General features: G+C 66.1%; 20 protein-coding genes. 12 read left to right on the top strand and 8 right to left on the bottom strand.

Translation table 11 applies throughout. The features are described 5' to 3' along the window. Positions 1-58: 58 nt before the first annotated feature. Positions 59-1,039 carry a hypothetical protein gene (locus ACP3TD_RS18190; RefSeq protein ID WP_426764383.1) on the bottom strand — a complete coding sequence of 327 codons (981 nt, stop codon included), beginning with the start codon at positions 1,037-1,039 and terminating at the stop codon, positions 59-61. Positions 1,040-1,193: 154 nt separating this feature from the next. Here ACP3TD_RS18190 and ACP3TD_RS18195 point away from each other — a divergent pair, with 154 nt between their 5' ends. Further along, positions 1,194-1,532, top strand: coding sequence for a hypothetical protein (locus tag ACP3TD_RS18195; RefSeq protein ID WP_045731153.1), 339 nt, complete (start codon positions 1,194-1,196; stop codon positions 1,530-1,532). Between the two features lie 37 nt (positions 1,533-1,569). Here the strand turns inward: ACP3TD_RS18195 and ACP3TD_RS18200 are convergent, their stop codons facing one another. Together ACP3TD_RS18200 and ACP3TD_RS18205 are read right to left on the bottom strand one after the other, a co-directional pair. Next, positions 1,570-2,499, bottom strand: a complete 930-nt coding sequence (locus ACP3TD_RS18200; protein WP_426764384.1) for a threonine/serine dehydratase — start codon at positions 2,497-2,499, stop codon at positions 1,570-1,572. Position 2,500: 1 nt separating this feature from the next. After that, positions 2,501-2,803: a hypothetical protein gene (locus tag ACP3TD_RS18205; protein ID WP_426764385.1), complete on the bottom strand. Its 303-nt coding sequence runs from the start codon at positions 2,801-2,803 to the stop codon at positions 2,501-2,503. Positions 2,804-2,962: 159 nt separating this feature from the next. Between ACP3TD_RS18205 and ACP3TD_RS18210 the strand changes: the two genes are divergently transcribed. Together ACP3TD_RS18210 and ACP3TD_RS18215 are read left to right on the top strand one after the other, a co-directional pair. After that, positions 2,963-3,574: a thymidylate kinase gene (locus tag ACP3TD_RS18210; protein ID WP_426764386.1), complete on the top strand. Its 612-nt coding sequence runs from the start codon at positions 2,963-2,965 to the stop codon at positions 3,572-3,574. A 122-nt stretch (positions 3,575-3,696) separates the two neighbouring features. Beyond that, entirely contained in the window at positions 3,697-5,184 is a 1,488-nt protein-coding gene (locus ACP3TD_RS18215; protein WP_426764387.1) for a cation:dicarboxylate symporter family transporter, read from the top strand. An 88-nt stretch (positions 5,185-5,272) separates the two neighbouring features. Here the strand turns inward: ACP3TD_RS18215 and ACP3TD_RS18220 are convergent, their stop codons facing one another. Next, positions 5,273-6,121, bottom strand: coding sequence for an IclR family transcriptional regulator (locus ACP3TD_RS18220; protein ID WP_426764388.1), 849 nt, complete (start codon positions 6,119-6,121; stop codon positions 5,273-5,275). A gap of 180 nt (positions 6,122-6,301) precedes the next feature. Between ACP3TD_RS18220 and ACP3TD_RS18225 the strand changes: the two genes are divergently transcribed. The 3 genes from ACP3TD_RS18225 to ACP3TD_RS18235 all read left to right on the top strand — a co-directional run bounded on the left by ACP3TD_RS18225 (position 6,302) and on the right by ACP3TD_RS18235 (position 10,762). Beyond that, positions 6,302-7,612 (top strand): MFS transporter, encoded by a 1,311-nt coding sequence (locus tag ACP3TD_RS18225; RefSeq protein ID WP_426764389.1) that lies wholly within the window; start codon positions 6,302-6,304, stop codon positions 7,610-7,612. Between the two features lie 110 nt (positions 7,613-7,722). Next, complete coding sequence (locus ACP3TD_RS18230; protein WP_426764390.1) at positions 7,723-8,931, top strand: N-acetylglucosamine-6-phosphate deacetylase; 1,209 nt, start codon at positions 7,723-7,725, stop codon at positions 8,929-8,931. Between the two features lie 190 nt (positions 8,932-9,121). Then, positions 9,122-10,762 carry a DUF222 domain-containing protein gene (locus ACP3TD_RS18235; protein ID WP_426767295.1) on the top strand — a complete coding sequence of 547 codons (1,641 nt, stop codon included), beginning with the start codon at positions 9,122-9,124 and terminating at the stop codon, positions 10,760-10,762. 120 nt (positions 10,763-10,882) lie between these two features. On the opposite strand, the gene ACP3TD_RS18240 is transcribed toward ACP3TD_RS18235, so the two are convergent. Together ACP3TD_RS18240 and ACP3TD_RS18245 are read right to left on the bottom strand one after the other, a co-directional pair. Beyond that, positions 10,883-11,773, bottom strand: a complete 891-nt coding sequence (locus ACP3TD_RS18240) for a Rieske 2Fe-2S domain-containing protein (RefSeq protein ID WP_426764391.1) — start codon at positions 11,771-11,773, stop codon at positions 10,883-10,885. 160 nt (positions 11,774-11,933) lie between these two features. Next, positions 11,934-12,302, bottom strand: coding sequence for a cupin domain-containing protein (locus ACP3TD_RS18245; protein ID WP_426764392.1), 369 nt, complete (start codon positions 12,300-12,302; stop codon positions 11,934-11,936). Positions 12,303-12,819: 517 nt separating this feature from the next. Here ACP3TD_RS18245 and ACP3TD_RS18250 point away from each other — a divergent pair. After that, complete coding sequence (locus ACP3TD_RS18250; protein WP_426764394.1) at positions 12,820-13,320, top strand: hypothetical protein; 501 nt, start codon at positions 12,820-12,822, stop codon at positions 13,318-13,320. An 81-nt stretch (positions 13,321-13,401) separates the two neighbouring features. Here the strand turns inward: ACP3TD_RS18250 and ACP3TD_RS18255 are convergent, their stop codons facing one another. Further along, on the bottom strand, positions 13,402-14,424 hold the full coding sequence (locus tag ACP3TD_RS18255) for an Lrp/AsnC family transcriptional regulator (protein ID WP_426764395.1): 1,023 nt from the start codon (positions 14,422-14,424) through the stop codon (positions 13,402-13,404). A gap of 138 nt (positions 14,425-14,562) precedes the next feature. Here ACP3TD_RS18255 and ACP3TD_RS18260 point away from each other — a divergent pair, with 138 nt between their 5' ends. Next, entirely contained in the window at positions 14,563-15,807 is a 1,245-nt protein-coding gene (locus ACP3TD_RS18260; protein WP_426764396.1) for a M20 metallopeptidase family protein, read from the top strand. A 73-nt stretch (positions 15,808-15,880) separates the two neighbouring features. Continuing rightward, the gene (locus ACP3TD_RS18265) at positions 15,881-17,170 is read left to right on the top strand and encodes an MFS transporter (RefSeq protein ID WP_091723371.1); all 1,290 of its coding nucleotides are present in this window, start codon (positions 15,881-15,883) and stop codon (positions 17,168-17,170) included. A 104-nt stretch (positions 17,171-17,274) separates the two neighbouring features. Here the strand turns inward: ACP3TD_RS18265 and ACP3TD_RS18270 are convergent, their stop codons facing one another. Further along, positions 17,275-18,321 carry a DUF808 domain-containing protein gene (locus ACP3TD_RS18270; RefSeq protein ID WP_426764397.1) on the bottom strand — a complete coding sequence of 349 codons (1,047 nt, stop codon included), beginning with the start codon at positions 18,319-18,321 and terminating at the stop codon, positions 17,275-17,277. Between the two features lie 283 nt (positions 18,322-18,604). Here ACP3TD_RS18270 and ACP3TD_RS18275 point away from each other — a divergent pair, with 283 nt between their 5' ends. From ACP3TD_RS18275 to gcl, 3 genes are all read left to right on the top strand, one after another. Beyond that, a complete protein-coding gene (locus tag ACP3TD_RS18275) occupies positions 18,605-19,405 on the top strand; it encodes a hydroxypyruvate isomerase family protein (RefSeq protein WP_426764398.1) in 801 nt (266 codons plus the stop codon). A gap of 111 nt (positions 19,406-19,516) precedes the next feature. Then, on the top strand, positions 19,517-20,395 hold the full coding sequence (locus tag ACP3TD_RS18280; RefSeq protein ID WP_426764399.1) for a 2-hydroxy-3-oxopropionate reductase: 879 nt from the start codon (positions 19,517-19,519) through the stop codon (positions 20,393-20,395). A gap of 143 nt (positions 20,396-20,538) precedes the next feature. Continuing rightward, positions 20,539-22,329, top strand: a complete 1,791-nt coding sequence (gene gcl, locus ACP3TD_RS18285) for a glyoxylate carboligase (RefSeq protein WP_426764400.1) — start codon at positions 20,539-20,541, stop codon at positions 22,327-22,329. Position 22,330: the final 1 nt, after the last annotated feature.

Here is a 22,330-nt window from a genome sequence, read left to right on the forward strand (position 1 = left end):
GGCAGCTACTATCGCAAAACCCGGTTCTAGCGACGGTTTGCTGCCAGCCAGGGCATTGTCAGTCCTCGTCCTGATCGTGGCTGCTTTCGTGACCGTGGCTGCGGGCAGGGACCAGTACCACTTCATACTGCGTGGGTGGCGGCATCTTGTTGAACTTCGCATTTACGGCGGCGAGGGTATCGCCGAACTTGGCCACGGTGGTGGGGACGTCAAAGTCCTTGCTGGTGATCTCTTCCTTGAGCTTGCCGGATGAAAGATCGCCGGACAGCTTGATGCGGGCGATCTTGTTCTGCTGGTTCTGGACGGCCCACAGGGTGCGGCCCTTCACCAGGATGCCGTCAACGTAGGGCAGCGCCGGAGTGTCGATCTTGGCGGTGTCACCGGTCCCGGGATCCACGGTGTAGACGGCCTCGTTGAAGGTATGGGCAACGATCAGGACCTTTCCGCCCTTGGCCGACGCAATGCCGTTGAGCCCGAACTGGTTTGCCGGATCAGAAAGGGCGATTGCCGGATCATTGAGGGTCCTCGTCTCCATCTTGCCCAGCTTTCCCGAGCGGCTGACGGGGACGAAGTACAGCTCCGGACGCTTGGAGTTGGTGAACCACGCGCCGTCCTTGGTGACGGTGACGTCGTTGATGAAGCCCGGCGCCAGGTCAACGGCGCCGGCATCCGTGCCGGTCTTCGCGTTGTAAACGAAAGCCTTGCCGGTACCGCCGCCCGCTACGAAGAGCAGGTTGGTGCGCTCGTCATACTTGAGCCCCACAGCCATCCGGGGGTTTGAGTCGAAGGTGGAGACATCGATGAAACGCTCAGCCTTCCCGTCACGGATGTCGCCTTTGAAAATGTCACCGGTCATCAGCTCGCCGGCGTAGAAAGTAGTCCCGCGGCCCTCGGCAATGCCCTCGGCGGAATTGGCGCCGTCGAGCACTACGAGGCCGCCGGAAGGCGGCGAGGCTGAGGCGGGGACGGCGGATGGCGCAAGCAGCGCGAAGAGGGCGATGAGTCCTGCGGCGGTGCGGCGATGTGCTGTTCGGCGCATGCTGGATCCTTAGTTGGCGGGTGATGCGCGGGGCCAATCTGCGGCAGCTCCGCACGATGGTCCAGTAATTTTAAGCGCCTGCATCATGCCCGCCAAGGCATCGAAGCCCCCATTCTGCTTACAATCGAACCCTCAATCGACTACTGAGGGATCCATGAAGAAACTCGCCACAGTCCTGTTCGCCGCAGGCCTCCTTGCCTCCGCCACGGCCTGCTCCGCTTCCCACCAGCTTTCCACCACCGAAACCTGCGAGCGTATTCAGTCCGTTGTGTCGAACCCCGCCAACGGTGCCGGCAAGACGGGCATGAACCGCCTGGCCAACCAGATCCGCCCCATCCACGCGGTTGCCTCGGATGACCTCAAGCCCGCGCTGCAGTCCATCCTGGAGTACACGGATGAGCAGGCGAAGGAAACCCCGGACGAGGCGAAGCTGGCCGAACTCCAGTCCGGTTACGAGCAGGCCAGCGGCACCTACAGCCGCTTCTGCAGCTAACCAGCGCATCGGTTAACTGCGCGGCGGATCCGGCCGCCTACAGCGTGGCCGGATCCGTGTTGGCGCCGCACAGGACCACGGCCACGCGTTCGCCCGGTCCCTGCACGTACGCGCCGGACAGCAGGGCGGCGTAGGCAGCCGCGGCGCCGTGCTCCACCACGATGCGGTAGCCGTTCCAGAGCGCGTTCCGGGCGGCGATGATGTCCGCATCCGTTACCAGGACGCTTTCGACGCCGGCGCGGACCGCCACCGCGAAGCCGATGGCGCCAACGCTGCGGGCACCCAGCGAGTCCGACGCGACACCGGACACGGCAACGTCTACCGGGCTCCCCGCGCGCAGCGCAGCGTGAAGGGTGGGTGCGCCTTCAGGCTCCACTGCCAACACCTTGGCGTGCCCTTCCACGGCCGCGGCGATACCGGCCATCAGTCCCCCACCGCCCACGGCCACCAGGACCGTGTCCACACCGGGCACCTGGTCCAGCAGTTCCAAGCCCACCGTTCCCGCGCCGGCTGCGATCTCCGGCTGGTCGTACGCGTGGCAGTACACCGCGCCGGTCTCGGCAGCATGCGCCACGGCTGCCTCGTACGCCACCGCGTATTCCGCACCGCCCTGCACGACGGCGGCACCGATCTCCCTGAGCTTCGCGACCTTGACGGCGGGGGCCGCTTCTGGGACGAAGACCGTCGCAGGCACGCCGAGCCGGGCGGCTGCGTAGGCGTTGGCCAGGCCGGCATTTCCTCCGGAAGCCACCACGATGCCCGCCGGGGTTAGCTCCCCGCGCTCCTGGCTGGCCAGGATCCTGTTCAGGGCACCACGCGCCTTGAAAGTTCCGGTGTGCTGCAGGAACTCGCATTTGAACCAGACCGGGCCCGGGTACTGGCCGGGGTCTGCCTCCAGCACGGGTGTCAGCCGGGTGAGGCCGGCAGTCCGCTCGGCGGCCTCGTCCACATCGGTACGGCTGATCATCCTAGACGTCGTCGTCCCAGGTTCCGGGATCCTTCAGCGCTTCCTCAGGTTTGCGCTCCTGCCCGCCGTCCGCAGGCTCTGCATCGCTGCCGGCAGCCTCGCCGCTTCCCACGTACGCCGCCGGCACGGTCCCGGCAGCGTGGGCCTGCTGCTCTTCCCTTATGTTGGCGGCGTGGGGCTGCTCCGGGTGCTGGCCGCTTTGCGGGGCTTCGGTGACCTGTTCCGCGTTGTCCCGGGCTTCCTCCGGGTCGCCGGGTCCGCGGAGGTCCGCGGTGTTGCGGGGCTCATCGTTCGGTGTGCTCATGATCCTGCCTTCCGTTGTTGCTGGCTGGTCCTGCAAGCGGTTCCGGGGAAGCACGCTGCGAGTTCCAGCCTACTTTCTGCCGCGCGTCCTGTGAGTTCAGCCTCAACCGGGACATTGGCCGGCCTGCCCGCGTTGTAGGAAGTGGCGGAAGGAGGCCACATGATCATCGTTCTCACCGGCATCGACGGCTCGGGCAAGTCGACGGCGGCCCGCGCCCTGGTGCAGGCTGTCCGGTCACGCGGCGGCAAGGCAATGCTGCTGAGCAACCATGCGGGCCGGCGCACCATGTCCATCCTGGCCGCCAGTTTGGGCGTGCAATTGCCGCCCAGGGCCGCGGATGCCGCCGAAACGCTCCTGCGCGTCACCAACGTGCTGGTGTCCCATCTCCGGGCCTGCTGCTTCGATGGCGTGGTGATCATGGACCGCCACCTCCACTGCCAACTTGCCCTGCGCACCACCAGGGGACTGCCGCGCGGCCGCTTTCTGCCCTGGCTGCTCTCGGCACTTCCCCGGCCCGCCGCCGTCGTACACCTGGACCTGGACCCGGCAGAAGCGCACCGCCGGATCACAGTGCGCGGAACTGATTCCGAAACCCTTGCGGACCTGGTTGCTTTCAGGGATGCCTACGCGGGGCTGCCGGAATTCGGCAGCTTCGTCCAGGCGGATGCTTCCCTTCCCGCCGCTGAACTGGCACAACGCCTGCTGCAGGCTGTGGACGCGCTTCCCGGCGGCCCAGGCGACTCCGGGAAGGGCGCAGCAGTCACAAACTGAATTTAGGCATTTCACATTGTGGAAACTGAATTTCCCCTTGCGGAATTGATGTGACCGGGGTTACTTTTGCCTTAAGCCCCGGGCGTCCCCGGGCTGTTCCCGAATCGAAGAGGCAAAGGTCAATGAAGATTCCCAACCCTGAGGCACTGAAGGCGAGTTCGGTGCCCGCGAAGAGGAAGCCGCTGTATAAGTCGCTCTTCTTCCAGATTCTGATCGCCGTCGTGGCAGGTGTCCTCATAGGGCATTTCTGGCCGGACCTCGGATCACAGCTGAGGCCGCTCGGAGATGGCTTCATCAAACTCATCAAGATGATCATCGCGCCGCTGATCTTCCTGGTGATCGTCACCGGCATTTCGGCCGTAGGCGACGTCAAGGCGGTTGGAAGGGTTGGGGTCAAGGCCCTGGTCTATTTCACGGCGGCCACCCTGTTCGCGCTGCTCTTCGGCCTGGTCGTCGGAAACCTGGTCCAGCCCGGCGCGGGACTGAACATCGACCCCGCCACCCTGTCGCAGGCTGACCTGGACGCCAAAACCGGCTCTGCCGCGCCCAAGGACGCAGCATCCTTCATCCTGGATGTCATTCCAGCCAGCGTGATCGGAGCCTTCGCCAGCAACAGTCTCCTGCAGGTCCTGTTCTTCTCGGTGTTCTTCGGCGCAGCCATTGTGGTCATCGGCCGGGAACGGTGCATGCCGGTCATCAGCCTGATGGAAACCGTCCTGGAACTGATCTTCAAGATCATGTCCTGGATCATGAAGGTGGCACCCATCGGTGCCTTCGGCGCCATGGCCTTCATCATCGGCCAGTACGGCCTCAGCACGCTCAGCACCTACGCCGTCCTGATCGCCGCCTGCTACGGAGCCGCCGTGGTCTTCATCGGACTGCTCTTCGTGGTCGCCTGGCTCACTGCCCGCGTGCCGCTGTGGCAGTTCCTCAAGTACACCCGGGAGGAGTTCCTCCTGGCCCTGGGCACCGCCTCCACCGAGGCCGTCATGCCCCGGATCATGACCAAACTGACCAACGCCGGCTGCTCCCGCGCCACCACCGGCCTGGTGGTACCCACGGGCTACTCCTTCAACCTCGACGGCGCAGCCATCTACCTCTCGATTTCCCTGCTCTTCCTGGCGCAGGCCTTCGGCCACAACCTGGACCTCGGCCAGCAGCTCGCCGCACTGGGCGTCCTGCTGCTCACGTCCAAGGGCATGGCGGGCGTCCCGGGCTCGTCCTTCCTGGCCCTCTCCGCCACGGCCGCTGCGCTGGGGATCTTCCCGGTGGCCGGCGTGGCGCTCCTGCTCGGTGCGGACCGGCTGATGGACTCCATGCGCGTGGTGGTCAACCTGCTGGGCAACTGCGTGGCCACCTTCGTGGTCTCCAAGTGGGAAGGCCAGTTTGACCGCAGCGTTATGGTCCGGGCCTTCAAGGGCGAGATCACCAACCATGACTCCGCCGTGATGCTCGGCAAGGAAGAAGACTTCCAGGACCAGGAACTGCAGCGGATCAGCGAGGGCCAGGCGCCGTCACCCAAGTTCCGCGGCGGCCCCAACCCCGGCGACATTCCGCGGTTCCAGATGAGCAAGTCAACCCGTGCCGGCACGGACAGCAGCCCGGACTAAGCCTTGCCAATTCGGCCGCGCTGAACTAAAGCGGACACCCCGGAACCAGCAGCAGGCGGGCGGGACCACCAGGTCCTGCCCGCCTGCTTCATGTGCCGTCGGTGCCCGTATCGTCCCGCTGTCGCGCCACCGGATGCCGCCACGCGCCGCTGGCTTTCCCCTGGTGCCCCAGGCTCCGGGAGATGGCGAGGGCCGAGGCACGCACCAGCGGCACCATCTCGTGCGCCTGGGTGGCGGCATCTGGCACCACGATGGACAGCGCCGCCACAACGTCGCCGCCGGCACCCCGGATGGGTGCCGCCACGGATACCGTCTGCGACGGATGGGTACGCCTCACGACGGCGGCGCCCGCCTGCTTGACCTCGGCCAGCAGGGCGCGCAGGTCCTTGGCAGGGACCCTGCCCGGCCCGACGTCCTGCGCTTCAGGCTGCGCCAGCAGTTCTGCCTGCACGTCCGGGGCGGCGTTGGCCAGAAGGACCTGCCCGACGGCGGTGGTGGACAGGGGCATCCGGCCACCTACCCTGTACGCGACTTCGGTGGCGGTGCGCGAGGAGAGCCTGTCGATCAGGACAGCGTCATGGCCTTCCCGAACGGCAAGAAGCACGTGGTGGCGGGTCACTTCGTAAAGATCCTCAAGGTAGGGCAGGGCGATCTGCCGGACGCCGTGGCCGCGGGGCGACAGCGAGGCAATCTCCCACAGCCGCACTCCCACCACATAGCGCCCGTCCTCCAGCTTTTCCAGCGCTCCCCATTCCGTCAGGTGGCGCACCATGCGCAGTGCGGTGGCGGGCGCCAGGTCCGCGAGGCGGGACAGCTCGGACAGGTTCAGGGCCCTCCGCTGTTCGGTGAACTGGGCCAGCAGGCTGAGCGCGCGGACCACCACGGGCTGCCCGGGAACCCCCGGCACGGCCCCCGCTGCATTACGTGCTCCCGCCACGAGGCCTCCCCTCACCCTTGATTGACGCCCTTACCTTTTTCAAGGCTCTGATTTGTGGCCCGCGACACAAAGTGCATTTTCACTCAGTGAAAAGTACGATTTCGGCGATGCCCACTGGCGGGCAAGCTGATGGACGACCCGCCGGGGACTGCCTGGCGTCTTATCCGATTGGAATCAACGATGAACTCCAATGCCCCCAGGAAATCCCTGGCCGTCATCTTCGTGCTGTGCTGGCTTGGCCTGCTCGCGGACGGCTACGACCTCTACGTCTACGGCGCCACCCTCCCCGGCCTGATCGGACATCCGCCGTTCAACGTCACGCTCGCCGCCGCTGGTGCCGTCGGCTCCATTGCGCTGGTGGGGATGCTGCTTGGCTCCCTGATCGTCGGCACACTGACGGACCGGCTGGGCCGGCGCCGCATCTTTGTCAGCGCCCTTGCCCTCTTCTCGCTGGCCATGCTGGCCTGCGCCGCGGCGCCCAGCTGGGAGCTTTTTGCGGTGTTCCGCTTCGTTGCCTGCTTCGGCGTGGGCGGTTTGCTCCCGACGGCGGTGGCCCTCACCAATGAGTTCGCCCCGCCCGGCAAGAAATCGCTGGTGCTCGGCGCCGTGCTGACGGGCCCGGCCGTGGGAACCGTGGTGGCATCCCTCAGTTCGCTGGCCCTGTTGGAGGGAAGCGGCTTCCGCCCGGTGTATGCCATCGGCGCTGCCGGACTGTTGATCGTCCCGTTCGCCTGGTTCCTGCTGCCGGAGTCGCCGTCCTTCCTCCGCACCCAGCTCCGCACCGCCGAGGCGGACAGGCTCGAAGCCGCGTACGGACTGCCCGGCAGCGCCGCAGCCCCCATCTCATCCGCCGTCCCATCCGCCCGGATCTCGCCCACCCGTGCCCTGTTCGCCGAGGGGACGGCCCGCACCACCGTCCTGCTCTGGGCCATCACCGTCCTGAGCCTGCTGACGATCTTCGGCGTCAGCACCTGGCTCCCGCAGATTATGCGGACGGCCGGTTTCGGCGTCGGCTCTTCCGTGTCGTTCCTGCTTGCCTACTCGGTGGGCGCCGTCGTCGGCACCGTCCTTGCGTCCGTCGCCAGCCAGAAGTTCGGGCCACGGCCGCTGGTGATCGTCGGCTTCGTGAGCGCGGCGGCAGCCCTCCTGCTGATGTCCACCAACCCGCCGGCCGCCCTCATGACGGTACTTGCCGCCGTCGCGGGTTTTGGCGGACTGGGAACACAGAACATGATCAACGACTTCATTGCCCAGTACTACCCTGCCGCTACGCGAGCCACCGGCCTGGGTTGGGCTTTGGCCGTGGGCCGTCTCGGCGCTATCGCCGGGCCCACCTACGGCGCGTTGCTGGTGGGCTTTGGCGGCGGAGTGCCCGTGGCTGCCATGGCGTTCGCGGCACCCGCGCTGATCGGTGCCGTGCTGATGCTCGCCCTGCGCACCAGGGCTGCGCGGCGTCCTGCAGTCGCGGCGGACGCGGAACTGGTGGCCTGACACATAGACGCAGGGACGCCAGGTCCCCTGAGCTGAACCCAGGATGCCCCGGCCGGTAACCGGCCGGGGCATCCTGCTGTGGAATAATCCGCTGCGGGAGGCCTGACGACGTGAGCAACGAACTGATCCTGCGCGGGCGCGTGGTCACCGGGCGCCTGGACATCGCCGATGGTGTGGTGGCTGTGGACGGCCGCCGCATCACGTACGCGGGTCCGGCGTCGGACTTCCCCGGAGAGTCCCTGCCTGCCTCCGATCCCGCTGCCGCAGCACGCATCCTCCTCCCCGGGCTGGTGGACCTGCATTGCCACGGCGCGCATGGAAACGACTTTTCGGAAGGATCTGTGGACGGCGCCCGGGCCGCCGCGCGCTACCTCCACAGCAGGGGCACCACAACACTGCTGGCCAGCCTGGTGACGGGGTCGCCACGGGACCTGCTGCGCAATTTGAGTGCGCTGCGGGTTGTGGCCGGGGAAGGTTTGACTGCCGGGTCCCACCTTGAGGGACCCTTCCTGGCGTCGTCCCAATGCGGCGCCCACGACCCCGGTTTGCTGCTGGAACCAGACACCGCCCTGATGGAGCAGCTGTTGGAAGCCGCCGGGACATCGCTTGCCTCCATGACGCTCGCCGCAGAGCTTCCGGGCGCATCCGCGCTCCTGGATCTGCTGGCCTCCCGCGGGGTGATCCCGTCACTGGGGCACACGGCCGCCGGGCATTCCACTGCCGCGGCTTTCCTTGACCGGGCAGCCTTGGAACTTCGGGGTTCGTCCAGCGGCACGGGCAGGCTTCGGCCCACAGTGACGCATCTGTTCAATGCCATGCCGCCGCTGCACCACCGGTCACCCGGTCCCGTTGCCGCAAGCCTCGGCGCCGCCCGCGCCGGGCAGGCAGTGGTGGAACTGATCGGCGACGGCGTCCACGTGGCGCCGGAAACCATCAGGCTGGTGTTCGGCCTGGTGGGTGCCGGGAACATCGCACTGGTCACCGATTCGATGGCCGCGACGGGACTGCACGACGGCGGCTACCGGCTTGGGAGTCTGGCGGTCACTGTTGAGCAGGGCGTGGCACGGGTGGACGCCACAGGTGCCATCGCCGGCGGTACGGCCACGCTGCTGGATGTGGTGAGGGTGTCCGTGGCCGCCGGGGTCCCGCTGCAGGATGCGGTGCTGTCGGCGAGCAGTGTTCCGGCCGCAGTCCTCGGCCTGGCCTCTGAGGTGGGCGACCTTGCCGCCGGGATGCTTGCCGACGTTGTGCTGGTTGACTCCGGGCTTGGGCTCGCCGGGGTGCTCCGGCACGGCGAATGGGTCACACCGCTCGTGTGAGGGTGCCGGGCGGCTGGTTCTGCTGCATAGCCGGTTCTACTGCGTTGCTGGCTTTACTGCGTTGCTGGTTTCACTGCGTTGCTGGTGAGAATCCGGCGATGAGTTAGAGCAGCCGCTGAATGTCAGACCCTCGCGCGAGAATTCATTTATGGGAAACGCGGCGGCTGCTCCGGCCGAGGAGGCAGGAGTGATGGAGGGTCTTCGGGCCTCCGTGGCCAGCCTTGACGCGTTGTTTCTGAAGGACGTGGACCTGGACCGGGCTGGCTCGAAGGTGTTTGGCGCGAACCCTCCACATGTGGCTGGTTCCGGCGGTGCCGATGTTGATGTGTTGGAGCGGAAGTCTGAGCTTCGGCTGCAGCGGCTAACGTTCTGGAAGCAGTTGGAAGCCCAAGTCGCTGCGGGTAAAGCCCGGGACGCCGCTGAGTTCGCGGAGTTTCAGGAGGCGATGACGCCGCCGGACGCCACAGACTCGGAGCGGGCGTTCGTGGAGATGTCCACGACGGCGGAGGTCGCCGGGGTCCTGACGCTCAGCCCGGGCGCCGCGGCAGCGTTCATCAGCCAGTCCCGGAAAGTCTGCGCGATGCCACCGGTAGCGGCCGCGCTGGCGGCGGGCGCGGTGTCGTGGCGGCACGCGGTGATCGTGGCCGACGAAACCGACTGCCTCGCCCCCGAGGGTGCTGAGGCGTTGGTGGCGCATTTCTTCGACCCGGACGCCCTCAACCCGGCCCGGGGGTCCGCGCCCGGTGACCTCGTGGCGCACCTGTTCCGCAGGAAGGTCAGGACCTGGCGAGAACGCACCTACCCCGTTTCAGTTCAGGAACGGCACGTCAGGTGTGTGGCGGAGCGGCGGATGGAGTACCGGCCTGATGCCGATGGGATGGCATCGATTACCCTGGTCTTGCCCGGGGATACCGCCTGTGCCGTCTGGAACAAGACCACTGCGACCGCCCGCGGCCTCCAAGGCCCCGGCGAGACCCGCACCCTCACCCAATTGCGGCCGGACGTCGCGGCCGCGCTCCTGCTCGGCGCCCACACGGGAACCGCTGCCACAGGCCGATCCGATAACGGCCAAGAACCCGACACCGGCACCGACCCCTACGCCGTTGACCTCAGCACAATCCCCGCCCCGAAAGCCGACGTCCTGGTCACCGTCCCACTGTTCACCCTGCTGGGAAACACGGACGAACCGGCGGTCCTGGACGGGTACGGCCCCATCCCGGCAGCCATGGCCCGCAAACTCGTCGCCGACGGGGCAACCTCGTTCTACCGGGTCCTCGTCGACCCCCGCGACGGGGCGCCTTTGGAGATTGGCCGGACCAGTTACCGGTTGTCGGAGGCGATGAAACGCTGGATCAGGATGCGCGACGGACACTGCACGTTCCCCGGCTGCAGCAACCCCAGCACGGACAACGACACCGACCATCTCACCGCCTGGCAGCACGACGGGACAACCGGGGTCAGTAACCTGGCTCAGCTCTGCCCCAAACATCACCGGCTCAAACACCACAGCGGCTGGACCCCCACTGTGGCTACCGAAACCGAACCACCCGGCTGGAAATCCCCCACAGGCCGCCACTACCCAGCCCAACACCCCGACCCCCAACCACCACACTGGCCACCCCGGCTCCTCGAACCCGAACAGGACCCAGTCCTGACCAGAGACATAGTCGCGGCCGGAGACTCTGGCGAGACCGGAGACCTTACGCCGGACGGCGACGTTGGCGGGCCTGACGGATCTGGCCTGACGGGAGAGCCTGCCGCGCCGGCAAGCACTCAGCCGGACGAACTAAGCCCACTCGAACAAGCACTCACGCACTACCTCGCCGCCTGAATCGAGGCAGTCGCAAGGTCGGCCTACTACCCGCCCGTCAGGCGTTGCTGCGTGCCCCGTCAACAGTCACGGCCTGGCAGAAGGCGTGGTTCGTCGGCAACCATGATTTGTCGGCAGTTCTTACCCATCTGCGCCGGGCAGGCTGACCTCCACAATGCCATCGGTGATGCGGGTGTCGAACCGCGGCTGCTTCGCTGTGGCCGGGCCCGCCATAACTTCGCCGGTCCGAAGGGAGAACGTGCTCCGGTGCCAGGGGCAGACGACGCAGGGGCCGCCGTCGTCCGCAAGGTTGGAGCTCTTGAGCTTGCCCTCATGCAGGGGGCCGGAGAGGTGGCTGCAGACATCGGAGAGCACGCTGACGTTGTCCCCTTCGCGGAAGACCAGAAGGTTCAGCCCGGCAACCACACGCTTATCGAGTTTTCCGTCGGGCAATTCTGCAAGTGGCGCCAGAGCGTGCCACCCCGACGGGAACCGGTGCGGAATCTCTTCACTGTGGTTCACGCCAGCTGCCTGCCGATACGTCAGATGGCCGCCCAGAAAACCTCCGCCGCTCACCACGGCGAGGCCCAGGTAGGCCAGCACCTTGCCGCTCGCGTGGCTGCCCCGGGCGCGTTGGACCAACGATGCCGAGTACAGGGTGGTCGCCGCGATGTTTGCTGCCGCATGAACCAACCCCACTCGCTGCTGCTGAGGATGCAACTGCGTCCAGTCCGTGAATCCCGCCACGGCCGATGGGACAGCGCTCAAGGCCCCCACACCCACCAGGATCTTGGCCGCCTGCTCCGTCCCGGGAACAGCGTCGAGCACTGCGGCCGAAATCCACGCGCCCATGGGGACCTGGACCGCCAGAGGGTGCACCGGGTGCCCCACGGGGACGCCGTGCAGGACGTCGCGCATCCAGCCGGGCGGGATGATTTTCCTGACTGCTTTCCGCACGCTCGTGGCCACTGGATCAAGCCATTCGGCGTCCTCAAAGCGGGTTACCAGCTCAAGTGCAGGCAGCGGTTTCATGGAACTCCCTTACCCCGAAATCTCGTATGCAGTCGATGCACCCAGAGCATAGCGGGGAACCCTGCCGTCCAATAGGGCTGCTTGCGGCCAAAGCACAGGGCCCACGAAGCCTGGATCCCAAAGAACTGACGTGTAGGCCCTGGAATGCGCAGGCCGGGGCCTACATCAGCGCATGCATTCCGTAGCTTCGCGGGCGCCCGAAGGATGCAGCGCCAAGGAATTCGACGGCGACGAACGGTTCGTCGCCCACCACCCACTCGTCATGCCCGGGAGGGAGCGCGTAGGTATCGTGCGCGTGGATTGACGTGGACCCGCCGTCGGCCGTTTTAATATCCAGCCGGCCCGAGATGCAGTATCCCAGGTGGTGATGCTCGCAGTAGGCAGTCAGCTCCGCGGGCTTGGCGGATTCGGACCATCGCCAGCCAGGGGCGAGGATCAGGCGGGCGACGGTGTAGTCGTCAACGGTGACAAGGTCGAACTCGGCCTTGTCCGGGCAGCGCTTCCGGTCCGGAAGATCAAGTGATTTCACTGCCAAAGCTCTGATGAAATTAGCGGTCACCGGAACACAATCTGTGGGTCAGTGCAGGGAAGCCCACCGTAAGGCGGGCCATGAATCGGATACCGATGAAACGGTTTGTGAAGCGAGACCTGTTTCCGCATGCGCCTACGCCCCCGGTGCACACCCGTCGAACCAGACAGCTGGTTACCTCTAACCGTAGCCCTGCCGGACCTGAAGTCAATGGAAGATACCTGGCACGTGCAGCACCCGGCGCGGATCCCTGAGCGGGGTCGCAAAAGCGCGCCAGAAAAGGTACTTCGGCATATGGAATAAGACCGTGCACGGGTCCACGATTTAATGACCGGATCACGAAATCCGGTGAATCAAGCCCCCGCTCAGTCGGGCGTGCTGTTTGAAATGGGACAGACAGGCTGTGGCCGCCATACTGGTCAATCGCGACTTGCCCGGTCGCGCGCTCAGCGCTGCCTTGGCAGGGACACTCGCACCCTGCACAAATGGGAAAATGCATCCTTTCAGGAGCAAGAAAATGTCAATCACTCCAACACTCAAAACCCGGTCCATCAGGGCGAAAATGGCGCTGGTTCCAGCCCTCACCGTGAGCCTGCTTGGCGGCGCTGCGGCAGTTGCCGCACCGGCCCAGGCCAATGACAACTACAGAAATGGTTGTACCGTCAAACCCCTGACACCTCAGGATGCCCGCGGCGATTGGGTGAACTTCCCGGTAAGTGTGAGATGTGGTGATGGGAAAAAGCTCGTCCACATCCAGCAAAAGCGCTATGAAAAGGATCGTGGCCGCGACACCAAGCTGCACGAAGGTATGTATGACGACTTCACCTACTACGTGCACCGCGGCGACCGCTACGAGATCGTTGACAGGTATGACCGTGTGAGCCGCAAGCTTGATCGCCGCGGCCCCGAAGAGGTTTACCACGAGATCCGGTTCGCTGTAGTCGATCGTAATGGCCGGGTTGAATGGTCCGGATGGATGAAAAGCGGCACGCTAACGGGCGTCAACTCGCATAACTGATCCAGACCAAGTGAGCCAGGGCCCCGGCCCCTGGCTCATCTCTGTCACCGCCGCCCGCACGGGCCCGCCGGGGGACGCGCCTCAGCCGGCCATCTCCAGGCCGCCGGCATGGACGACGGCGCCACTCGCCGTCGTATCCCGGTTCAGCAGCCAGCCCACGCGTTTGACGGTGCTGAGCATGACCACGCTTTCTACCAGGTCGATGCCGGGAACCTTCTGCTGCAGTGCCAGTTCCGCCGTCATGACATCGGCCAGGGAATGCAGCCACATGATGATTACGAAGTTGGTGGGCCCGGTGGTGGAGGCACTGAGCCGGACATTGCTGATGGTGCGGATCGCCGCCGCTGCTTCCTCGTGCCGGCCTGCCGGCACGTTGGCGAACCACTGGCAGGTCACGGGGTAGGAGGACAGCCCCTGGGCCACCTCGCAGCGGAACAGCAGTATGCCGCTGCCCAGCACCCGGTTGAGCTGCCGCTGTACCGTGGCAGGCTGCCGTCCCAGGCCCCGGGCAATCTCCGCGGCGGTGGCCCTGCCGTCCCGCGCCAGGTAGGGCAGCAGATCCAGGTGGCTGGCAGGAAGCTGGGCCGCCGCAGGGCTGCCGCCGGACGCGGCCTGGTTTCCGAGTGTCCGCAGCGCCGCCAGCTGTGATTTGTCGAGAATGTTGAGCCGCCAGGCGTCACCGCTGCTGTGCAGCCGGGTGCACAGCGAGGTCTGGTACTTGGTCAGCCCGTCGATGGCCTTGAGTCGGGCCACAACCTTCTCGCTGAACTCCTCAAGCGTTTTGGTGATCACCGTCAGCATGAGGTCCCGGTGACTCGCGGCTTCCTCGACGGTGACGATCTCCGGGATGGCAGTGAGCTGCGCGGTGACGGCCTCCCGCTGGTTCATTTCGCAGTCAACGGCCACGAATGCCAGAAGCATTTGCTGCGGATCACCCGCCAAATGGGCCGTCACCCACGCGGTACCGCTGGACCTCAGCCGCTCCCACCGGGCCGCGAGGGTGGTGGCGTGAACGTCGAGTACCTTGGCCGCATCAGCCCAGCCCACCCTCGGTGAGGTCTGCAGGACTTGGATCAGGGCAAGGTCCTCCTCGCTGAGCTCCATGGCCTCACCTTCCTTCGTAGTGCACGAATCGTGGGGAAACCGCGGCCGTGCAGCATATTTCCTGCGCTCAACGGGAATGTGAACCACGCCACTCCAGAATAGTCGACGAGAAGGACTGACCGACACCGAGGAGCTGGAATGACGATTACCACCGATGCCAGGGACCTGCAGGAAGATCTGGTCCGCCTGCGCCATGACCTGCACCGGCAACCGGAAATCGGGCTCCAGCTTCCCCGCACCCAGGAGAAGGTCCTCAAGGCGTTGGACGGCCTCCCCTTCGAGATCACCTTGGGCAAGGACACGACGTCGGTCACAGCGGTGCTGCGCGGAGGAGCCGGCCGCGGTGAAAACGGCGGTCCACAGGAGACCGCCGCGCAGCGGCCCGCGGTCCTGCTCCGTGCGGACATGGACGGCCTTCCCGTCCAGGAAAAGACCGGGGTGGACTTCACCTCCCAGGCCGACGGCGCCATGCACGCCTGCGGCCACGACCTGCACACGTCCATGCTGGCCGGAGCCGCCACCCTCCTGGCCGAGAAGCAGCACCAGTTGGCCGGCGACGTCGTCCTCATGTTCCAGCCGGGCGAGGAAGGCTTCGACGGCGCCAGCTACATGCTCCGCGAAGGCGTCCTGGACGCCGCCGGCCCCCGCGTCCAGGCTGCCTACGGCATGCACGTATTTTCGTCGCTGGAGCCGCACGGCACGTTCTGCACCAAGCCGGGCGTCATGCTCAGCGCTTCGGACGGTCTGGAGGTCACCGTGTTGGGCGCCGGCGGCCACGGTTCGGCGCCGCACTCGGCCAAGGACCCCGTGACGGTGGCAGCGGAGATGGTGACCGCCCTGCAGGTGATGGTCACCCGGCAGTTCAACATGTTCGATCCCGTGGTCCTGTCCGTGGGCGTGCTGCATGCCGGCACCAAGCGGAACGTCATCCCGGAGTCGGCCCGCATCGAGGCCACCATCCGGACGTTCTCCGAAGCGTCCCGCGTGAAGATGATGGAGGCCGTGCCGCGCCTGCTCAAGGGGATCGCCGCCGCACACGGGGTAGAGGTCGCCGTCGACTACCTGCAGGAGTACCCGCTCACCATCACCAACGAGGACGAGACGCACACCGCCGAGAAGGTCATCGGCCACCTCTTCGGCGAGCGCCGGCTGGCGCGGTGGGCCACTCCGCTCAGCGGTTCCGAGGACTTCTCCCGGGTGCTGGCCGAGGTGCCGGGCACGTTCATCGGCCTCAGCGCCGTCGCCCCGGGCGCCGACCACACCGCCTCACCGTTCAACCATTCCCCCTACGCAACGTTTGATGACGGCGTGCTGGCTGATGGAGCCGCGCTCTACGCCCAGCTCGCCATGTCGCGGCTGGCCACCCTTTCCGCCGCTTCATAGCCGACAAGGCTCACGGCCGGCAGCAGCGCCGCTGCCCGGCACCACCATCCGAACCGACCACCAGGAAGCCACCATGTCCATTGCAGTAACCAAGCAGCAGACTGGACGCATGTCCACCGCCAAGACCGTCGTCGGCACCGGCATCGGCAACGCCGTCGAATGGTACGACTGGGCCATCTACGCCACCTTCACCCCGTTCATCGCCAGCCAGTTGTTCAGCAAGCAGGACCCGGCCTCGGCCGTGCTGTCCACCCTGGCGATCTTTGCCGTCGGCTTCGTGGCACGCCCGTTCGGCGGCTTCCTCTTCGGCTGGATCGGCGACAGGGTGGGCCGCAAAGCGTCTATGACCCTCGCCGTCGGCCTCGCCTCGCTGGGCAGCCTGATGATCGGCGTTGCGCCCACCTTCGCTGCCGTCGGCGCCTGGGCATCCCTGATGCTCCTGGTGGCCCGGCTGGTCCAGGGCCTGGCGCACGGCGGCGAACTCCCGTCGTCGCAGACGTACCTGTCCGAGATGGCACCCAAGGAGCACCGCGGATTCTGGGCCACCCTCATCTACACGTCGGGAACCGTGGGCATCCTGTTCGGCACCCTGCTGGGCGCAGTCCTGAACATGACAATGACCGCCGAGGCCATGAATGCCTGGGGCTGGCGGATCCCGTTCCTGCTGGGCGCCGCCATGGGCCTGTACGCGCTGATCATGCGGTCACGGCTGCACGAGACCGAGGCGTTTGAAGGCGAGTCGAAGACGGAGAAGCGTGCCCCCATCTGGCCGCAGGTTGTCCAGTACCGCAAGCAGGCCCTGCAGGTGATCGGGCTGACCGTCGGCCTCACGGTGATCTACTACATCTGGGGCGTCGTGGCACCGAGCTACGCCACCACCGCGCTGAAGATCGACCGCGGCGAAGCCCTGTGGGCCGGCGTGGTCGCCAACATCGTGTTCATTGCCGCCCTGCCCGTCTGGGGCAAACTGTCCGACCGCATCGGTCGCAAGAAGGTGCTGTGGGCCGGCGCCATCGGCTCGGCGGTTTTCCACTTCCCCATGACCTGGCTGCTGAAGGATTCAGCGTGGCAGCTGGCGGTATCGATGTCCGTCATGCTGATCTTCATCGCCGCGAGCGCCGCCATCGTTCCCGCCGTGTACGCCGAGCTGTTCCCGACGTCGATCCGCACCGTTGGCGTGGGCGTCCCGTACTCCATCTGCGTGGCAGTGTTCGGCGGCACCGCACCCTACCTGCAGCAGTGGCTGGGTACCTCGCTCGGGGCACCCCAGGTGTTCAACGTCTACGCAGTGGTGCTGCTGGTCATCAGCGCCGCGTTTGTCTTCAGCATCCCGGAGACAAAGGGCAAGGACCTGACGCACTAGGGCCGCGCAGGCTTCACGGACGACGGCGGGCTCCGCACCTGATTTGGTGCGGAGCCCGCCGTCGTTGTTCTCTTTTCGTTCGCACCCGCGGCGGTGCGCCGCGGCTAGGAGGCCGTTCCGCCGTCGTTCTTCGCCGGCGGCTGGGACGCGGCGGCGTGATTGCCGTCCGCCGTGGCACTGTCTGTGTGACCGTGGCCTTCATTAGCCTTGGCCTTGTTGGACGGCAGCGCCTTGAGCAGCGGCGTCACAACAGCCATCACGATGGTTCCCCAGATGACACCCAGCACCGCGGAACACAGGGTGTTCACCAGCCAGGCCAGGAAGCCGCCCACTACCGCAATGCCGGCGAACGGGTGCTCAAGGGCATGGACCAGGTCGTACAGGGTGTGCCAGCCAAGATCGTGCGTTCCCTGCAGCATGATGTGGCCGCCCACCCAGAGCATGGCGATGGTTCCGATGAAGGTGATGGCGCCGAGCACTGCGGGCATCCCCCGGACCAGGAGCTCGCCAAAGCGCTGGGAGCCTGCGGAATCCTTCGCGGCAAGGTGCATGCCGACGTCGTCCATCTTGACGATGAGCGCCACGGCGCCGTAAACGGCCACGGTGATGACAATCGCGACCACCACCAGGATGAGCGCCCGCACCCACAGGGAGGCATCGGGGACCTCGTTCATGGCGATCACCATGATCTCGCAGGACAGGATGAAGTCGGTGGTGATGGCACCCTTGACCACCTTGGATTCCGCCTCGGGGCCGCGGTCAACGGCAGGCGAATCCTCGTCCGCAGTGTGGTGGCCGCGGAGCTTGTGCCACACCTTCTCCGCGCCCTCGTAGCAGAGGTAGGTGCCACCGAGCATCAGGATGAACGGAATGGTCCACGGGATGAAGGCACTGATCAGGAGCAGCGCGGGCAGGATGATCAAAAGCTTGTTGCGCAGCGAACCCCAGAAAATCTTCTTGATCATCGGCAGCTCGCGGGACGGGTCGGCCCCGGATACGTACTGGGGCGTGACCGCGGCGTCGTCGATGACCACGCCCGCCGCCTTCGCACCGGCCTTGGCTGCCCCGGCTGCGACGTCGTCCACCGAGGCCGCTGCGATACGCGCCAGGGCCGCAATGTCGTCGAGCAGGGCGACGAGTCCGCCGCTCACAGCTCCGCTCCGGTTCGGGTGGGGGCTGACGGCGTCACTTGGATGTCTCGGTCGAGGCGCTTGATTGGCATGTTCGGAGTATATGTTGGCGGGCCGCCGGACATGCGGCCGCTCCGACCCCTCAAAGCTTCCGGGCCCCTTGACTCCATGCCCCACCCTTCCCTACACTTTTCATAAAGCAGAATCTAAATTCCACAAAGCGGAATAAGCGAAGAACCGGGAACGGCCCGACGCTGACCGCAAGGGAAGATAGATCAAAGCCCCTCCCTCGGAAGGACCTACGATGACGTACACAGTGAACTGCTCCATCCTCCTCACGGAACTGCCCCTGCTCGAGCGCCCCGCGGCAGCCAAGGCAGCAGGCTTCGACGCCGTCGAGTTCTGGTGGCCCTTCGAGACCTCAGTCCCCGCAGACAGCGAGATCACCAAGTTCGAGAACGCCATCACGGACGCGGGTGTGCAGCTCACCGGCCTGAACTTCAACGCCGGCAACATGCCCGGCGGTGACCGCGGCCTGGTCTCCTGGAAGGGGCGTTGCTCCGAGTTCAAGGACAACATCGACGTGGTGGCCGGCATCGGCGAGCGCCTCGGCTGCACGGCCTTCAACGCCCTCTACGGCAACCGGCAGGACGAATTCACCCCCGAAGAGCAGGACGAGCTGGCCGTCAAGAACCTCGCGGCAGCAGCTGAAGGCGTGGCCCGTATCGGCGGCACCGTCCTCCTCGAACCCGTCAGCGGTGCGCTCAGGTACCCGCTCCTCACCGCCGACGACGCACTCAAGGTCATCGCCCGAGTCAAGGCAGAGGCCGGAGTCGGGAACATCAAGCTCCTCGCCGACTTCTACCACCTGTCAGTCAACGGCGACGACGTCGAATCCGTCATTGAAAACCACGCCAAGGACTTCGGCCACATCCAGATCGCGGACAACCCGGGCCGCGGCGCACCCGGCACCGGCACACTCCCGCTGGGCGAATGGATCGCCCGCAGCCGCGAACTCGGCTACGACGGCTACATCGGCCTCGAATACAAGGAACCGCAGGAAACGGCCTTCAGCTGGGCCATCCGCGAACACGCCGCCAAGTAATCCCCCCGCCCGCCCAACTGAGTAGCAGTAGATGTCGTTTAGACGCTTCATAACGACATCTACTGCGACCTAGTTGGGTACCCCCGCAGACTTTCCAGAAAGAGAACCATCATGAGCAACGTTGCAGTCATCGGACTCGGAATCATGGGCCTGCCCATGGCCATCAACCTGGTCAAAGCCGGCCACACCGTCACCGGTTTTAACCGCAGCCAGGACAAGATCGACAAGCTGGTCTCCGAGGGCGGCAAGGGTGCCTCAAGCATCGCGGACGCCGTCAAGGATGCCGACGTCGTCATCACCATGGTGCCGGACTCCCCCGATGTTGAGGGCGTAGTCAGCGGCAAGGACGGCGTGTTCGCCAACGCCAAGCAGGGCACCCTGTGGATCGACGCCTCCAGCATCCGCCCGGACGTGGCCAAGCGCCTCTCCGACGACGCCCGCGAAGCAGGCATCCGCCCCCTCGACGCCCCGGTTTCCGGCGGCGAACAGGGCGCCATCGACGCCGTCCTCTCCATCATGGTGGGCGGCGAGAAGGCAGACTTCGACGACGCCCAGGACGTCCTGAACGCCGTCGGCAAGACCATCGTCCACGTGGGCCCCTCGGGCTCCGGGCAGACCGTCAAGGCTGCAAACCAGCTGATCGTGGCCGTCAACATCGAGGTCCTCGGTGAAGCCATCGCTTTCCTTGAGGCCTACGGCGTGGACACCGACGCCGCCCTGAAGGTCCTCGGCGGCGGCCTGGCCGGTTCCAAGGTCCTGGACCAGAAGGGCCAGAAGATGCTGGACCGCAACTTCGATCCCGGCTTCCGCCTGGCCCTCCATCACAAGGACCTGGGCATCGTCACCGCCGCCGCCCGCGAAGCCAACGTCGCCGTCCCCCTCGGCGCCGTCGTCGCCCAGCTCGTCGCCGCCACCGTCAACCAGGGTGACGGCGCGCTGGACCACTCCGGACTCTTCAAGCAGGTCCTCCAGCTCAGCGGCAGGAAGTAAGCCACTCCCGGCGCAGCCGGGACAAAAGCCGGAACAAGCACTAACGCAGGTAACCCGCCGTCGTAAGAACGACGGCGGCTCCCTCACCACACCCTTTTTCCGCCCCCAAAGCGGGGCGAACCCCAGAATTCAAGGAGCACACCATGAGCAAGATGCGTACCGTTGATGCAGCGGTGGCCATCCTGGAAAAGGAAGGCGCCATCGAGGCGTTCGGCCTGCCAGGCGCTGCCATCAACCCCTTCTACTCCGCAATGCGCGCCCACGGCGGCATCCGCCACACGCTGGCCCGCCACGTTGAAGGTGCCAGCCACATGGCGGACGGCTTCAGCCGCGCCAAGGACGGCAACATCGGCATCTGCATCGGCACCTCCGGCCCCGCCGGCACGGACATGATCACCGGCCTGTACGCCGCGTGGGCCGATTCCATCCCCATGCTCTGCATCACCGGCCAGGCACCGGTAGCCAAGCTGCACAAGGAAGACTTCCAGGCCGTGGACATCGAGTCCATCGCCAAGCCCGTCACCAAGATGGCCATGACCATCCTGGAACCGGGCCAGGTTCCCGGTGCCTTCCTGAAGGCCTTCCAGCTGATGCGCTCCGGCCGCCCCGGCCCCGTGCTGCTGGACCTGCCCATCGACGTGCAGCTGGCCGAGATCGAGTTCGACATCGACACCTACGAGCCCCTGCCCGTCGAAAAGCCCAAGGCCTCCCGCAAGCAGCTGGAAAAGGCCCTGGACATGTTGCTCGCCGCCAAGCACCCGCTGATCGTGGCCGGCGGCGGCATCATCAACGCCGGCGCCTCCGAGCAGCTGGTGGAGCTGGCCGAGACCCTCAACGTTCCCGTCATCCCCACCCTGATGGGCTGGGGCACCATCCCTGACGACCACCAGCTGATGGCCGGAATGGTGGGCCTGCAGACCAGCCACCGCTACGGCAACGAGAACTACCTGCAGAGCGACTTCGTGATCGGCATCGGCAACCGCTGGGCCAACCGCCACACCGGCGGCCTGGAGACCTACACTGCCGGCCGCAAATTCGTGCACATCGACATCGAACCCACACAGATCGGCCGCGTGTTCTCGCCGGACCTGGGCATCGCGTCCGACGCCGGCGCGGCACTGGCAGGGCTGGTTGAGCTCGCCAAGGAACGGGCTGCTGCCGGTTCCCTGCCGGACTACAGCGCCTGGGTTACCGAATGCCAGGACCGGAAGGCTTCGCTGCACCGCAAGACCCACTTCGAGAACATCCCCATCAAGCCGCAGCGCGTGTACGAGGAGATGAACAAGTCCTTCGGCCGCGACACCACCTACGTGTCCACCATCGGCCTGTCCCAGATCGCCGGCGCGCAGATGCTGCACGTCTTCGGCCCGCGCAAGTGGATCAACGCCGGCCAGGCAGGCCCCCTGGGCTGGACCGCCCCGGCAGCCCTCGGCGTCGCCCGCTCCAACCCGGACCAGACCGTGGTGGCGCTCTCCGGCGACTACGACTTCCAGTTCATGATCGAGGAACTGGCCGTAGGCGCGCAGTTCAACCTGCCGTACATCCACGTGGTGGTGAACAACTCCTACCTGGGCCTGATCCGCCAGTCCCAGCGCGGTTTCAAGATGGAGCAGAACGTCTCCCTGGCGTTCGAGAACATCAACAGCTCGCACCTGTCCGAGGAGACCCGCGGCTACGGCGTGGACCACCTGAAGGTGGCCGAGGGCCTGGGCTGCAAGGCCGTCCGCGTGGAGGATCCCAACGACCTGGGTGCCGCGTTCGACAAGGCCAAGGCCCTGATGGGCGAGTTCCAGGTTCCCGTGGTAGTGGAAGTGATCCTGGAAAAGGTCACCAACATCTCCATGGGCGTGGAAATCAATGCCGTCAACGAGTTCGAGGAACTGGCCGAGTCCGCCGCTGACGCCCCCACCGCCATCCTGGCACTGCAGGCGTAAC

The organism is Pseudarthrobacter sp. 1G09, assembly GCF_050038305.1.
Classification (GTDB): domain Bacteria; phylum Actinomycetota; class Actinomycetes; order Actinomycetales; family Micrococcaceae; genus Arthrobacter; species Arthrobacter equi.

What these genes read in the sequence shown, in the direction of transcription:
- ACP3TD_RS18190 (WP_426764383.1), bottom strand. Translation starts at nt 1,039, where the DNA reads ATGCGCCGAACAGCACATCGCCGCACCGCCGCAGGACTCATCGCCCTC.
- ACP3TD_RS18195 (WP_045731153.1), top strand. Translation starts at nt 1,194, where the DNA reads ATGAAGAAACTCGCCACAGTCCTGTTCGCCGCAGGCCTCCTTGCCTCC.
- ACP3TD_RS18200 (WP_426764384.1), bottom strand. Translation starts at nt 2,499, where the DNA reads ATGATCAGCCGTACCGATGTGGACGAGGCCGCCGAGCGGACTGCCGGC.
- ACP3TD_RS18205 (WP_426764385.1), bottom strand. Translation starts at nt 2,803, where the DNA reads ATGAGCACACCGAACGATGAGCCCCGCAACACCGCGGACCTCCGCGGA.
- ACP3TD_RS18210 (WP_426764386.1), top strand. Translation starts at nt 2,963, where the DNA reads ATGATCATCGTTCTCACCGGCATCGACGGCTCGGGCAAGTCGACGGCG.
- ACP3TD_RS18215 (WP_426764387.1), top strand. Translation starts at nt 3,697, where the DNA reads ATGAAGATTCCCAACCCTGAGGCACTGAAGGCGAGTTCGGTGCCCGCG.
- ACP3TD_RS18225 (WP_426764389.1), top strand. Translation starts at nt 6,302, where the DNA reads ATGAACTCCAATGCCCCCAGGAAATCCCTGGCCGTCATCTTCGTGCTG.
- ACP3TD_RS18235 (WP_426767295.1), top strand. Translation starts at nt 9,122, where the DNA reads ATGGAGGGTCTTCGGGCCTCCGTGGCCAGCCTTGACGCGTTGTTTCTG.
- ACP3TD_RS18240 (WP_426764391.1), bottom strand. Translation starts at nt 11,773, where the DNA reads ATGAAACCGCTGCCTGCACTTGAGCTGGTAACCCGCTTTGAGGACGCC.
- ACP3TD_RS18250 (WP_426764394.1), top strand. Translation starts at nt 12,820, where the DNA reads ATGTCAATCACTCCAACACTCAAAACCCGGTCCATCAGGGCGAAAATG.
- ACP3TD_RS18255 (WP_426764395.1), bottom strand. Translation starts at nt 14,424, where the DNA reads ATGGAGCTCAGCGAGGAGGACCTTGCCCTGATCCAAGTCCTGCAGACC.
- ACP3TD_RS18260 (WP_426764396.1), top strand. Translation starts at nt 14,563, where the DNA reads ATGACGATTACCACCGATGCCAGGGACCTGCAGGAAGATCTGGTCCGC.
- ACP3TD_RS18265 (WP_091723371.1), top strand. Translation starts at nt 15,881, where the DNA reads ATGTCCATTGCAGTAACCAAGCAGCAGACTGGACGCATGTCCACCGCC.
- ACP3TD_RS18275 (WP_426764398.1), top strand. Translation starts at nt 18,605, where the DNA reads ATGACGTACACAGTGAACTGCTCCATCCTCCTCACGGAACTGCCCCTG.
- ACP3TD_RS18280 (WP_426764399.1), top strand. Translation starts at nt 19,517, where the DNA reads ATGAGCAACGTTGCAGTCATCGGACTCGGAATCATGGGCCTGCCCATG.
- gcl (WP_426764400.1), top strand. Translation starts at nt 20,539, where the DNA reads ATGAGCAAGATGCGTACCGTTGATGCAGCGGTGGCCATCCTGGAAAAG.